This window comes from Streptomyces sp. NPDC034103 (assembly GCF_055575395.1).
Window position 1 is genome coordinate 20,081 of record NZ_JBVISS010000022.1, and the last position, 12,408, is coordinate 32,488.

The following is a 12,408-nucleotide window of genomic DNA, read 5'->3' on the forward strand; positions in this document are numbered from 1 at the left end:
GGACCAGGCGGCGCGGGTGATCAGAGAACGGTCACCCGCGCCGCCGTCGTTCCACCGCCGGCCGGGCACCCCGCCCGGCGCTCCCGCCGGAACACCCACGGAGGCCCGATGAACCGCACGTCATGGCAGCGGGACGCGCCCGCGGCCGAGTCCATCACCGGGGCCCGCACCGGCCTGAGCCAGGACCTGCGCGGCCGTCAGCGCCGCTATGTCACCGCCATGCTGGTGCGCAGCGCCTGTGTGGTCCTGATGGCCCTCACCTGGGACCGCTGGCCCGCCGTCGCCGTGTGCGCCCTGGTCGGCGGCGTCGTCATCCCGTACGTCGCCGTCGTCGCCGCCCAGGCCGGCTGGCGTCAACAGCGGGGCGTACGGCCCGAGTTGGCCCGCATGGTCGAGGAGCCCGCGACCCGCGTCGTCCTCGAACCCACCCTGATCCTGCCGCCGGAGCCCGACCGGACGGGCTGACCGTCACGGCCGAGAGGGTCACGCGCGCTCCGGATCGGCGGCGGTGCCGTCCGGGGGTGTCCCGGGCTTGGTGTGGAGGATCTCGCGGGCCTGCTCCGCGGCGCGGGCGATGCTCTCGGAGACGAAGTCGAGGAAGCGGGCGATGTTCTCCATGCGGACCGCGGCCGGGGTGCCCGGGCCGAGGACACCGACACCCTCCCGCGCGATCTCGACGATCTGGGCCGTGGAGCGGGCGCTGGCCATCATGGACTGGTACCAGATGTCGTCGTCGACGACATAGCGCTCGCGCCGGCGTTCGTCGCGCTCCCGGCGCACCATCCCCTGGCTCTCCAGGAACGTGATCGCCTTGGAGACGGACGCCGGGCTGACGTTCAGGCGCTCGACGAGTTCGGCGGCGGTGAGGCTGCCGCTGTCGGTGAGGGTGATGCAGGTCATCACCCGGGACATCATCGTGGGCATGCCCGAGCCCATCATGACGTTGGTGAAGGTCTCCTCGTACTCGCGCACGGCCTCCGCGTCCCGCCCGTAGGCCTGTTGGGGTGCCCGCGGATCCCTGGGGGCGGTCCGCCTGCGGCGGTGGGCGCGGCGTTCGGTGGCGCGGTGGGCCGTCTCGGCGCGGTAGGCGGCCGGACCGCCGTTGCGCATCACCTCGCGTGTGACCGTCGAGGTCGGGCGGTCCAGGCGCCGGGCGATCTCGGCGTAGGCGAGGCCGTCGGCCAGTCCCAGCGCGATCTGCTGACGTTCCTGCTGGGTGAGTCTGCCTCCGGGCACCTCGGGCTCCTTCGTGCTGCTCCTGCTGCTCCGTGCTGCGTGGGAGCGCCAGCATAGCGTTCACGCTCAATCTATTGCAACGAACAGGCATGGCGTGTTGCATTTGCCTGGAGGGTCACTGCAACGATTTATCACCTCTGAACTGCTGGTTTACCTCTCAAGTGCAACAAACTCGTTGCCCGATCTGTAAATGCAACGTAGCTTTTCACTCATCGGAAACAGCAACGACAAGCCGCAGGAGATCACGATGCAGACCTTCGCCACCCCCGCCGCCGTCACCGCCGTCCTGGACATCCCCGCCGGACGCATCCAGCTCATCGCCGCCGACCGCACCGACACCACCGTCGACGTCCGCCCCGCCAACCCCGCCAAGAGCCGGGACGTGAAGGCCGCCGAGCAGATCACGGTCAGCCACGTCGACGGTGTCGTGCGCATCGAGGCGCCGGAGGCGAAGAACGAGCTCTTCGGCCCCTCCGGTGCCGTCGAGGTCACCGTCCAGCTGCCCGCCGGCTCACACGTCCGGGCCACCGCCTCCCACGGTGAACTGCGCGGCGTCGGACGGCTCGGCGACGTCACCGTCGACGGCGCCCAGGGCCCGATCAAGCTCGACGAGACCGCCGACGCCCACCTGACCCTCCAGGCCGGCGACATCACCATCGGCCGCCTCGGCGGCGACGCCGAGATCAGCACCCAGCAGGGCGACCTGACCGTCACCGAGGCCACGCGCGGCACCGTCACCCTGCGCACCCAGTCCGGCGACATCTCGGTCGGCGCCGCGCGCGGCGTCTCCGCCGCTCTCGACGCCGGCACCGGTTACGGCCGCGTCGACAACTCCCTCAAGAACGACGGCGTCACCGCACTGACGCTGCACGCCAGCACCACCCACGGCGACATCACCGCCCGCAGCCTCTGACCACCGCGCCGCTTGAGAAGGCACCCGAGCAGACAGCGCACGCAGCACAAAGGCGGCGTACGCCGACCCGGTGTCGGAGTACGCCGCCGTGTTCGTGCAGGGGGCGGAGGGAGGGGGGGTGGTTCAGCGCCTGGGCGTCTCCGTCGGCCGGTTCTTCCAGGGGCGGCACACGGCCAGGAAGCAGGCCATCGCCAGCAGCGCGCTGCTCAGCTGGACCACGGCCAACGGCGTCGCCGTCTCCTTGCCGGACATGCCCACCAGCGAGGAGGCGATCGCCCCCATGACGAAGCACGACGTACCGACCAGCGCGGACGCCGACCCGGCGGCGTGCGGAGTACGCATCAGGGCAAGGGCGTTGGTGTTCGGCACGATCAGGCCCAGCGACGAGATCATCACGAACATGCAGCTCGCGATCCCGATCGTGCCGGGGTCTCCGAAGACGCCCGTCGTCACCATCAGCAGGGCCATCCCGGCGGCCGCGAGCACCGCGAGCCCGCAGCCGAGGACCTTGTCCAGGCGGACCCGGCCCACGAGGAGCTTGCCGTTGACCTGGCCGACGAGCAGCAGACCGAAGGAGTTGACGCCGAACAGCAGCGAGAACGTCTGCGGGGACGCCCCGTAGATGTCCTGGATGACGAACGGCGAGGCGGCGATGTACGAGAACAGCGCCCCGTACGCGAAGCCGTTGACCATCAGGTACCCGGTGAAGACCCGGTCGATGAAGAGCCCCCGCATGATCCACAGGGCCCCGCGCACCCCGCCGTTCTGGCGCCGCTCGGGCGGCAGGGTCTCCGGCAGCCGGCGCCAGACCAGCAGGGTGAGACCGATGCCCATCACGGTCAGGACGACGAAGATGCCCCGCCAGCTGGTGAAGTGCATGACCTGGCCGCCGATCACCGGTGCGGCGATCGGGGCGAGGCTGGATATCAGGAGCAGGGTGGAGAAGAACTTGGCCATGGCGAGACCGTCGTAGAGGTCGCGTACGACGGCCCTGGCGATGACGATGCCGGCCGCACCGGCCAGACCCTGGAGCACCCGGAAGGCGATGAGCAGCTCGGCGTTGGGGGCCAGGGCGCACATCGCGGCGGCGACGACGTAGACCATCAGCCCCGCCATCAGTGGTCCGCGCCGGCCCCACCGGTCGCTCATCGGCCCCACTATGAGCTGCCCGATGGCCATGCCGATCAGGCACGCGGTGAGCGTCAGCTGGACGGTGCCGGCGGTCGAGCTCAGGCTGCGGGTGACCTCCGGCAGGGCCGGGAGGTACATGTCCATCGACATCGGCGGCACCGCGGCGAGGGCACCGAGGAGGAAGGTGACCAGGAGCGAGGTCCGGCGTGCCGACCTGTCGGCGCCGGCCGTGTCTCCTCTGGCCTTCGACGGGGACCGCAGCCCTGGGAATCGCCTGCCTTTGGCGGTGGCTTCCTCGGCTTGCTGAGACATGCGCCCTCCGCGTCAGTCGTTTCGTGGCTATGGCCGATGCTCGCAGCAGACCGCTACAGAAACGGCAGCGCGCGGGTGGCGCCTGAGGTGAGCCCATACTCCGGCAAGGCCGTTGATGTGCCGAGGTCGAGACTCGTCAGTGCGCTGCTTGAGTTTGCCTCGGGATGGCTCTGATCTCTCTGAGACGGCCTTGGCGCGGGAGTTCGGACGTGTCACTATTTCTGCACGCCTTCCCTGCCCAAAATCATTTCCGGGGCAGGGGATTGAGCAGGTGTCTTACGGTTCTGAACCGGTGAGACCGCGTCCGTGCCGAGTCCGGCACGGGTTTCCTCTCGTATCGAATCCCCGCGCGCCGCGGTGTTTTCTCCCGTGTGCTGCGCTCTCTCCGGAAGCTGTGCGCGGATTCTTCACGTACAGAAGGCAGACTCTAGAGAAAGTAGAGCCCAGATATGCCCAGGCTATGCAAGCCCGCGGTGAGCGCGCCGGAACACATCATCACGATCGACGAGACGCTCGAGTTCGCTGCCCAAGCCCATGCGGGAAAGCCGCAGCTTCCCTTGGCGCTCCGGCTGATCAAGAACACCGGAGTGCTGAAGCGGCATATCGTCCAGCCCATCGAGAAGACCCTCAAGCACCCGGGCCTGACGGAGCGCAACCGCATCTACGAGGCCGAGTCCAAGAAGCTCACCCCGCCGGTCATCGAAGAGGCCCTGCGCAACGCCGACCTGGCCGCCCGTGACATCGACGCGATCATCTACGTGTCGTGCACCGGCTTCAGCATGCCGTCGCTGACCGCCTGGCTCATCAACCACCTCGGCTTCCGCTCCGACACCCGCCAGATACCCATCGCCCAGCTCGGCTGCGCGGCGGGCGGCGCGGCCGTCAACCGGGCCCACGACTTCTGCCTGGCCCACCCCGGCAGCAACGTCCTGATCGTCTCCTGCGAGCTGTGCTCGCTGTGCTACCAGCCCGACGCCGACGACATCGGCTCGCTGCTCTCCGACGGCCTGTTCGGCGACGCGGTCGCGGCCGCCGTGGTGCGCGGCAACGGCGGTGTCGGCATCGAGCTGGAGCGCAACGCCTCCTACCTCATCCCGCACACCGAGGACTGGATCTCCTACGCCGTCAAGGACACCGGCTTCCACTTCCAGCTGGACCGCCGCGTGCCCGGCACGATGGAGCCGCTCGCGCCGGTGCTGCGCGAGTTCGCCAAGGACCACAGCTGGGACGCGGGCAAGCTGGACTTCTACATCGTCCACGCCGGCGGTCCGCGCATCCTGGACGACCTCGCCAAGTTCCTCGAGGTCGACCGCATGGTGTTCCGCCACAGCTGGTCCACCCTCACCGAGTACGGGAACATCGCCAGCGCCGTCGTCTTCGACGCGGCCCGCAGGCTGTTCGAGGAGGACACCCCGATCCAGGACGCCACCGGCCTGATCGCGGGCTTCGGCCCCGGCATCACCGCCGAGATGGCGCTGGGCCGCTGGAGCGTCGACGGTCCCGAAGAGCTGGACTGACGCCCCACGGGAACGCACCGGCACCCTCACTCGAGTGAAACTCTGCGCGGACAAAGGAAGCTGACCACATGACTGGCCTCATCCTCCCGCCCGGTCAGGGGCGAAAGCTGATCACCAAGGCGCAGGAAGTGACCTTCAAGGCCACGCAGGAGCACGGCTCCTCGATATCGATATTCGAGGTGGTCGTGCCGCCCGGGTTCGATGTCGGTGCGCATGTCCACAGCGATGCGCAGGAGTTCTTCTACGTCCTGGAAGGGGAGCTCCAGCTCCTGGCCTTCGAGCCGACCCAGCGCACCGAACAGGACTGGCACGAATGGGAGTCGCCCGACGGGGACAAGGTCGTCCGCGCCACCGAGGGTGCCTGCATGTTCGTGCCACCCGGAACTCCGCATGCCTTCAGGAACGCCTCCGACAAACCGGCGCGCATGCTGTTCCAGTGCTATCCGTCACCCATTCACGAGCAGTACTTCGAGGAGATCGCGGAGATCTGGGAGAACGGCGGGATCAACCCCGACGCCATCGACGAGATGCGTAAGCGCTACGACGTCAGCCAGATCACGCCGCAGCGCTTCGAACCGCCTGTCCTTCTCGACTCCCCGTCCTCCGAATCGCGCGGAGCGTAAACAGAGATGAGCGACATCGAAAAGATCCCCCTCGTTTTCGCGAGCCTGGGGGAACAGGAACTGGCGGCGGTCGCCGAGGTGTTCGCCTCGGGCTGGCCCGCCGGCCAGGGACCCAAGGGCAAGGCCCTCGAGGCTCAGCTGAAGGAACGGTACGGGGCCGGTGACGCGGTCGCGGTGAGCAACTGCGGCGCCGCCCTGCACCTGGCGATGCTCGCGTTCGGCGTCAAGCCGGGCGACGAGGTCATCGTCGCCGACTACACCTTCCCCGCGCCCGCGCACGCGGTGTGCTACGTCGGCGGGACCCCGGTCTTCGCCGACGTGCGCCCCGACACCGGCACCGTCGACCCGGAGGCGGTCGCCGCCCTGGTCACCGAGCGGACCGTGGGCATCATCGCCGTCGACGTCGTCGGACTGCCCGCCGACTACACGGAACTGCAGGCCATCGCCGACCGGCACGGCCTGTTCCTCATCGAGGACGCCGCCTGCGGCGTCGGCGCCACCTACCAGGGGCGCGAGGCGGGCTCGCTCGCCGAGGTGGCCTGTCTGTCCTTCCACGGACGCAAGGGCGCCACCAGCGGCGAGGGCGGTGCCCTCATCGCCACCGATCCGGCCATCGGGGCCAAGGCGCGGCAGCTGGCGTCCTTCGGCATCGGCAGCATCTTCGACATGGGCCAGGTCATCGGCCTGCCCATCCCCGAGTTCACCGAGATCGGCTACAACTTCAAACTCTCCGACATCGCCGCGGCGATCCTCCAGGTGCAGCTCGGCCGTATCGAGGAGCTGATGCAGCGCCGCAACGCCGTCGCCGCCCGCTACGCCGAACTCTTCGCCGACGAGGAGCTGCTGACGGTGCCGCACGTACCGGCGGACCGCACCCACTCCTGGCAGTCCTACCTGGTGACCCTGGACCCGAGCGTGGACCGCGGCGCCGTCGCCACCGAGCTGCGCGCCCAGGGCATCGGCACCCTGCACGGCACCTGGGCGAGCCATGTGCAGCCCGCCTTCAAGTCCCGGCAGGTGTGCCCGGTCTCGGCGGACCTCTTCCAGCGCAACCTCGGCATACCCATGCACGCCGAGCTGACCATGAGCCAGGTCGAGCGGGTCTCCGAGGTGCTGCGCGGCGCGCTGCGCACCCACGCGAAGACCGGCCGAATCTTGAAGGGAGCGGCATGACGAACACCCAGCCTGCACCGGACGGTGTGATGAGGCTGATCAACGGCTACTGGAACACCGGTGTCATCGGCGCCGCGGCCACCCACTCCGTCTTCACGCACCTGGAGAACGGCGCGGGCACGGCCGCGGAGGTGGCGGCCCGGGCCCAGATCTCGGAGCGGGGCGCGCAGAGCGTGCTCGACGGCCTGGTCAGCGTGGAGCTGTTGGTCCTCGAGGACGGGCGCTACCGCAACACCCCCGCGGCGTCCGAGTTCCTCGTCGAGGGCAAGCCCGCCTCGCTGGCCGGCTTCGCCAAGCTGAAGCTCCAGCACACCGGCAGCCTCGTCGACCTGCCGGAGGTGGTCCGCGTCGGCGGTCCGCTCGCCGGCGGCGAGACCGAGGTGGCCGACAACCCGCACTGGGAGGGCATCGTCCCGGCCATCGCGGCGGTGTCGGTGCCGGCCGCGGAGGCCGGTGTCGAGGCGCTCGGCATCGCGGACGCCGGTGAGATCTCGATCCTGGACGTGGGCGGCGGCTCGGGCATCTACTCGTCGATCTGGCTGAAGGCCAACCCGGCGGCCCGCGCGACCCAGCTCGACTGGGAGCCGATCAACGCGATCGCCCACCGCCTGGTCGGCGAGCACGGTGTGGGTGACCGCTTCGCCACCATCGACGGTGACTTCCACACCACCGACTTCGGCGACGGCGAGTACGACATCGCGGTGTACTCCCACATCGCGCACCAGGAGAACGCCGAGAGCAACATCGAGGTCTTCTCCCGGCTGCGCAAGGCCCTCAAGCCCGGCGGGGCCCTGGTGGTCGCCGACTACGTCGTCGACGACGACCGTGCCGCCCCGGCGTTCCCGCTGCTGTTCGCCCTGGAGATGCTCCTCAAGAGCAACGAGGGCGGCACCTGGCGGCGCTCCGACTACCGCGACTGGCTGATCAAGGCAGGCTTCGAGGAGGTCTCCTTCCACGCCGCCGCGCCGGCCACGATGGTCATCGCCCGCTAGTAACTGTCAGTTCGTCGTGCCGACAACCGAACGGTGGGGATATGCGGGGCAACGCCGACCCAGCAGATCTTTCGATCATCGAGGAAGTCTCCCGACTGGTGGGAGTGGACTGCTCGCGTCAGACGGTCCGGTCGATCCTGGCCGCGTACGGGGACACCCTCGACCAGGCCGTGGCCGCCTTCCGGGTGGCCACGGGGGAGCGCAACGCCGGTGACCTCGACTGCCGTTACACCATGCTCCCGGCGGCCCTGGACCCTTACGCGGTCGCCGTGGAGCACGGGCTGGTCGAGGCGACGGACCACCCTGTCGGCAGCCTGCTGGGGGAGCTCCACGCGGAGTTCCCCATCGGGTTCAGCGGCATCGACTTCGGGGTCGTCGGCGGGTTCAAGAAGACCTGGTCCTTCTTCCCGCTGGACGACCTGAAGCCGCTGTCCGAGCTGGTCGCGCTGCCGTCGATGCCGACCGCCGCCGCCGAGAACCTGGAGCTGTTCACCCGGTACGGCGTGGCCGAGAAGGTGAGCCTGGTCGGCATCGACTACCGGCACAGGTCGGTGAACCTGTACTTCGGGGCGGCGCCCGCCTCGGTGTTCAGGCGCGAGACGCTCACCTCGCTGCTGGCGGAGGTCGGGCTGCCCGCGCCGAGCGAGCGGCTGCTGCGGTTCGCCGGCGCGGCGTTCGGCCTCTACGCCACCATCACCTGGGACTCCCCGAAGGTCCAGCGGATCACCGTCGCCGCCATGATCGACGACCCGCTGTCCCTGCCGGTGCCGATCGAGCCGGACATCGAGCACTTCCTGAAGAACTCCCCGTACCGCACCGACGGCCACCAGTTCGTCTACGCGATCACCGTGGCGCCCGCCGGGGAGTACCACAAGCTTCAGTCGTACTACCGGTGGCGGTCCCAGGTGGAGACCACCCTGCTGGTGCCCGACAGCCGCTGACAGGTGACCGGGCGCCGCCTCCTCCAGCCGAATCCGTCGAAGGAAACCCTGATGAACATTGCCCTGTGGATCGTCGCGGGCGTGCTGGGCGCGGCCTGCCTGGCGGGCGGTCTCCAGAAGCTGGTCCAGCCCAGGCAGAAGCTGGCCGCGGCCGGCTACGGCTGGGTCGACGACTTCGGCTCCGGCACCGTCAAGACCATCGGCGCCCTGGAGGTGCTGGCCGGGCTGGGCCTGATCCTCCCGGCCGCTCTCGACATCGCGCCGGTACTGGTGCCCCTGGCCGCCACCGGACTGGTGCTGCTGATGATCGGCGCTGCTCTGACGCACCAGCGCCGCAACGAGAAGCAGGCGATCGTGGTGAACGTGGTCCTGCTCGCCGTCGCCGCCTTCGTGGCGTGGGGCCGCTTCGGCCCGCACTCCTTCTGAGGCGAACCCCAGGTCCTCGTACCCCGCACGGCCGGCGACCGCCCGAACGTTCACCGCCCATCACAGAAGGAGACAGCCCAGATGAAGGGCTCCGTGGCCTATCAATCGATACAGAAGCGCGGTCTTCACATCGGCCTCCTGCCGGAGATGGCCGCCGCCGTCAACCCGTCGACCCCGATCACCCTCGACCACGACCTGGGCGTCCTGCCCGAGGCCGGACGGCGTCTGACGGTGGCCCAGTACGCCGAATACGTCGACGACCTGGCCGGCCGGCTGTGGGCGGCCGGGGTCCGGCCCGACGAGCGTGTCGTCATCTACAAGACGGCCAACGCCGACCACTGGATGCTCGCCGCCGCCGTCTCCCGTATCGGCGGCGTCGTCGTGAACCTGTCGCCGGCGCTGGACCCCGCCACCGTGGGCGTCCTGCTGGAGCGGGTCGACCAGCCGACCCTGCTCACCGACGGCGCCAAGCTCGACGTCCTCGCCGACGTGCCGCTCGACGACCTCACCCGGCGCGTCATCACCTCGGCCGACCACCGGCCCGGGTCGATCTCACTCGCCGAACTCGCGGGCAGCCCCCGGGTCAAGCCCGTCGTACGGCCCATCGACGAGGCCGCCGTCATCACCCACACCTCCGGCACCACCGGCATTCCCAAGCTGGTCGTGCACACACCCCGCACCCAGGGCATCCGCCTCGTACCGCAGTGGCGGCTGCTGTCGCTGATGCGGAAGAAGGAGACCGTCGCGATCAACGTGCCCTTCGTGCACTCGCGGATGGTCGCGGCGATGTCCCTGGCGCTGCTGAAGGAGTACCCGGTCCTGCTGATGCGGGAGACCGGCCCCGCCGAGGTCGCCGAGCAGTTCGTCAAGCACCGGCCCGCGTTCATCGAGGCGCTGCCCAACTCCCTGATGGAGTGGGAGGAGCTCGCCGACGACCCGCGCGCCCCGTTCGGTTCGGTGAAGGTCTTCAGCTCCACCTTCGACGCCATCCACCCCGGCACCATGAGCAGGCTCCTCAAGGCCTCCGACCGGCGAGGCGCCCTGTTCTTCCAGATCTACGGGCAGAGCGAGGTCGGCCCCGCCGTGGGCCGCGCCTACTTCCGCAACTCCGCGCACAAGGCCAACGGCCGCTGTGTCGGCTGGGCCATGCCGAAGGGCGCCGCGAGGATCCGTGTGGTCAGCAGGGACGGCGACACCCCCTCCGAGACCAACCCGGGCTACATCGAGGTCGCCTGGGACGGCATCGCCAAGACCTACTTCGGCGAGCAGGAGCGCTACGACGCCAACCGCGACGGCGAGTGGTGGCGCACCGGCGACGTCGGCTACCGCACCAAGTGGGGCTGCCTGCACATGCTCGACCGCGAGGTCGACATGATCCCCGGCGTCAAGAGCTCCCTGGAGATCGAGGACGTCGTACTGGGCCAGCTGCACGAGCTGACCGAACTGGTCGTGGTGCAGGGCCCCGACTCCCGGCCCGTCCCGGTGATCTGCACCGTCGACGACAAGCCGCTGGACATGAACCGCTGGCGGGTCGCCGTCACCGCGTTCCCCCAGCTCGCCGACCCCGTCCAGATCCCGCAGGCCGAGCTGCCCAGGACCGCCACGCTGAAGGTGCAGCGCCTCGCACTGGCCCGACGCTTCGAGGAGCAGCTCCAGAAGTCCGCGTAAGTGGTGATCGGCACGCCGTCACGGTCTGGGGGCCCGACGCCCTGACCCCCCGGCCGGACGGCGGCTGAGCCGGGAGACGTGACGAAGACCGCCCGAACCGCCGCAGGCCGCGGCAGTGCCCCGTGAGCGGCGGGGCACTGCCGCGCTCACCGCATTCCCCTGTCCGTCCAGTCACCTTGGAGAGTCATGTCCCGCCGCCTGTTCACCTCGGAGTCCGTGACCGAGGGACACCCAGACAAGATCGCCGACCAGATCAGCGACGCGATCCTCGACGCGCTGCTGCGCCAGGACCCCACCTCGCGTGTGGCGGTCGAGACGCTGATCACCACCGGCCAGGTGCACATCGCCGGTGAGGTGACGACCAACGCGTACGCCGACATCGCCACGATCGTCCGGGAGAAGATCCTCGACATCGGTTACGACTCCTCGGCCAAGGGTTTTGACGGTGCGTCGTGTGGTGTGTCGGTGTCGATCGGGGCGCAGTCGGCGGACATCGCGCAGGGCGTCGACGCCGCGTACGAGACGCGGGTCGAGGGCGACGACGACGAGCTGGACCGGCAGGGTGCGGGCGACCAGGGGTTGATGTTCGGGTATGCCACAGACGAGACGCCGAACCTGATGCCGCTGCCGATCGAACTGGCCCACCGCCTGTCGCGCCGGCTGACCGAGGTCCGCAAGGACGGGACGGTCCCGTATCTGCGTCCGGACGGCAAGACGCAGGTCACCATCGAGTACGACGGTGACAAGGCGGTGCGTCTGGACACGGTGGTGGTGTCCTCGCAGCACGCGGCCGACATCGATCTGGAGTCGTTGCTGACGCCGGACATCCGGCACGAGGTGGTCGAGTATGTGCTGGGCCAGCTTGCGGATGAGGGCATCAAGCTGGAGACCGAGGGTTACCGGCTCCTGGTGAACCCGACGGGCCGGTTCGAGATCGGTGGCCCCATGGGTGATGCGGGTCTGACCGGCCGGAAGATCATCATCGACACCTACGGCGGGATGGCCCGCCACGGTGGGGGTGCGTTCTCGGGCAAGGACCCGTCCAAGGTGGACCGTTCGGCCGCGTACGCGATGCGGTGGGTCGCCAAGAACGTCGTCGCCGCGGGCCTCGCCTCGCGGTGTGAGGTGCAGGTGGCGTACGCGATCGGCAAGGCCGAGCCGGTGGGTCTGTTCGTGGAGACCTTCGGTACCCACACGGTCGAGGTGGAGAAGATCCAGCGGGCGATCGGCGAGGTCTTCGATCTGCGTCCGGCCGCCATCATCCGCGACCTGGAACTCCTGCGGCCCATCTACTCGCAGACCGCCGCCTACGGCCACTTCGGCCGTGAGCTGCCGGACTTCACCTGGGAACGCACCGACCGCGCCGAGGCCCTGCGCAAGGCGGCGGCCGAGGACTGACGGCACCACCAGGACACCCCCGGCCCACCAGCCGGCGGGGAGCGGCTTCCCTACCCCCGCGCCGCCGCTCCCCGCCGA

General features: G+C 69.5%; 12 protein-coding genes. 10 read left to right on the forward strand and 2 right to left on the reverse strand.

Annotated elements, in window-relative coordinates:
- Nucleotides 1–108: 108 nt before the first annotated feature.
- On the forward strand, nt 109–465 hold the full coding sequence (locus ACZ56U_RS36925) for a DUF3099 domain-containing protein (protein WP_391243365.1): 357 nt from the start codon (nt 109–111) through the stop codon (nt 463–465).
- Between the two features lie 18 nt (nt 466–483).
- Here the strand turns inward: ACZ56U_RS36925 and ACZ56U_RS36930 are convergent, their stop codons facing one another.
- A complete protein-coding gene (locus ACZ56U_RS36930) occupies nt 484–1,236 on the reverse strand; it encodes a GbsR/MarR family transcriptional regulator (RefSeq protein WP_469088310.1) in 753 nt (250 codons plus the stop codon).
- Between the two features lie 247 nt (nt 1,237–1,483).
- On the opposite strand from ACZ56U_RS36930, the gene ACZ56U_RS36935 reads away from it, so the two are divergent.
- Nucleotides 1,484–2,149 carry a DUF4097 family beta strand repeat-containing protein gene (locus tag ACZ56U_RS36935; protein ID WP_469088360.1) on the forward strand — a complete coding sequence of 222 codons (666 nt, stop codon included), beginning with the start codon at nt 1,484–1,486 and terminating at the stop codon, nt 2,147–2,149.
- A gap of 123 nt (nt 2,150–2,272) precedes the next feature.
- On the opposite strand, the gene ACZ56U_RS36940 is transcribed toward ACZ56U_RS36935, so the two are convergent.
- On the reverse strand, nt 2,273–3,592 hold the full coding sequence (locus tag ACZ56U_RS36940) for a multidrug effflux MFS transporter (RefSeq protein WP_469088311.1): 1,320 nt from the start codon (nt 3,590–3,592) through the stop codon (nt 2,273–2,275).
- 449 nt (nt 3,593–4,041) lie between these two features.
- Between ACZ56U_RS36940 and ACZ56U_RS36945 the strand changes: the two genes are divergently transcribed.
- The 8 genes from ACZ56U_RS36945 to metK all read left to right on the forward strand — a co-directional run bounded on the left by ACZ56U_RS36945 (nt 4,042) and on the right by metK (nt 12,330).
- A complete protein-coding gene (locus tag ACZ56U_RS36945) occupies nt 4,042–5,109 on the forward strand; it encodes a type III polyketide synthase (RefSeq protein ID WP_469088312.1) in 1,068 nt (355 codons plus the stop codon).
- Nucleotides 5,110–5,177: 68 nt separating this feature from the next.
- Nucleotides 5,178–5,732: a cupin domain-containing protein gene (locus tag ACZ56U_RS36950; protein ID WP_469088313.1), complete on the forward strand. Its 555-nt coding sequence runs from the start codon at nt 5,178–5,180 to the stop codon at nt 5,730–5,732.
- A 15-nt stretch (nt 5,733–5,747) separates the two neighbouring features.
- A complete protein-coding gene (locus ACZ56U_RS36955) occupies nt 5,748–6,905 on the forward strand; it encodes a DegT/DnrJ/EryC1/StrS family aminotransferase (protein WP_469088361.1) in 1,158 nt (385 codons plus the stop codon).
- A complete protein-coding gene (locus ACZ56U_RS36960; protein WP_469088314.1) occupies nt 6,902–7,897 on the forward strand; it encodes a methyltransferase in 996 nt (331 codons plus the stop codon). The genes ACZ56U_RS36955 and ACZ56U_RS36960 overlap by 4 nt, the downstream gene beginning before the upstream one ends.
- 41 nt (nt 7,898–7,938) lie before the next feature.
- Complete coding sequence (locus ACZ56U_RS36965) at nt 7,939–8,838, forward strand: aromatic prenyltransferase (protein WP_469088315.1); 900 nt, start codon at nt 7,939–7,941, stop codon at nt 8,836–8,838.
- 51 nt (nt 8,839–8,889) lie between these two features.
- Nucleotides 8,890–9,264: a DoxX family protein gene (locus ACZ56U_RS36970; protein WP_391243386.1), complete on the forward strand. Its 375-nt coding sequence runs from the start codon at nt 8,890–8,892 to the stop codon at nt 9,262–9,264.
- Between the two features lie 81 nt (nt 9,265–9,345).
- Nucleotides 9,346–10,932: a class I adenylate-forming enzyme family protein gene (locus tag ACZ56U_RS36975; protein ID WP_469088316.1), complete on the forward strand. Its 1,587-nt coding sequence runs from the start codon at nt 9,346–9,348 to the stop codon at nt 10,930–10,932.
- Between the two features lie 186 nt (nt 10,933–11,118).
- Entirely contained in the window at nt 11,119–12,330 is a 1,212-nt protein-coding gene (gene metK, locus ACZ56U_RS36980; protein ID WP_469088317.1) for a methionine adenosyltransferase, read from the forward strand.
- Nucleotides 12,331–12,408: the final 78 nt, after the last annotated feature.

Bases quoted from the DNA above. Each gene is read 5' to 3' on its own strand.
- ACZ56U_RS36975 (WP_469088316.1), top strand. From the start codon at position 9,346: ATGAAGGGCTCCGTGGCCTATCAATCGATACAGAAGCGCGGTCTTCAC.
- metK (WP_469088317.1), top strand. From the start codon at position 11,119: ATGTCCCGCCGCCTGTTCACCTCGGAGTCCGTGACCGAGGGACACCCA.
- ACZ56U_RS36940 (WP_469088311.1), bottom strand. From the start codon at position 3,592: ATGTCTCAGCAAGCCGAGGAAGCCACCGCCAAAGGCAGGCGATTCCCA.
- ACZ56U_RS36965 (WP_469088315.1), top strand. From the start codon at position 7,939: ATGCGGGGCAACGCCGACCCAGCAGATCTTTCGATCATCGAGGAAGTC.
- ACZ56U_RS36950 (WP_469088313.1), top strand. From the start codon at position 5,178: ATGACTGGCCTCATCCTCCCGCCCGGTCAGGGGCGAAAGCTGATCACC.
- ACZ56U_RS36935 (WP_469088360.1), top strand. From the start codon at position 1,484: ATGCAGACCTTCGCCACCCCCGCCGCCGTCACCGCCGTCCTGGACATC.
- ACZ56U_RS36925 (WP_391243365.1), top strand. From the start codon at position 109: ATGAACCGCACGTCATGGCAGCGGGACGCGCCCGCGGCCGAGTCCATC.
- ACZ56U_RS36960 (WP_469088314.1), top strand. From the start codon at position 6,902: ATGACGAACACCCAGCCTGCACCGGACGGTGTGATGAGGCTGATCAAC.
- ACZ56U_RS36970 (WP_391243386.1), top strand. From the start codon at position 8,890: ATGAACATTGCCCTGTGGATCGTCGCGGGCGTGCTGGGCGCGGCCTGC.
- ACZ56U_RS36945 (WP_469088312.1), top strand. From the start codon at position 4,042: ATGCCCAGGCTATGCAAGCCCGCGGTGAGCGCGCCGGAACACATCATC.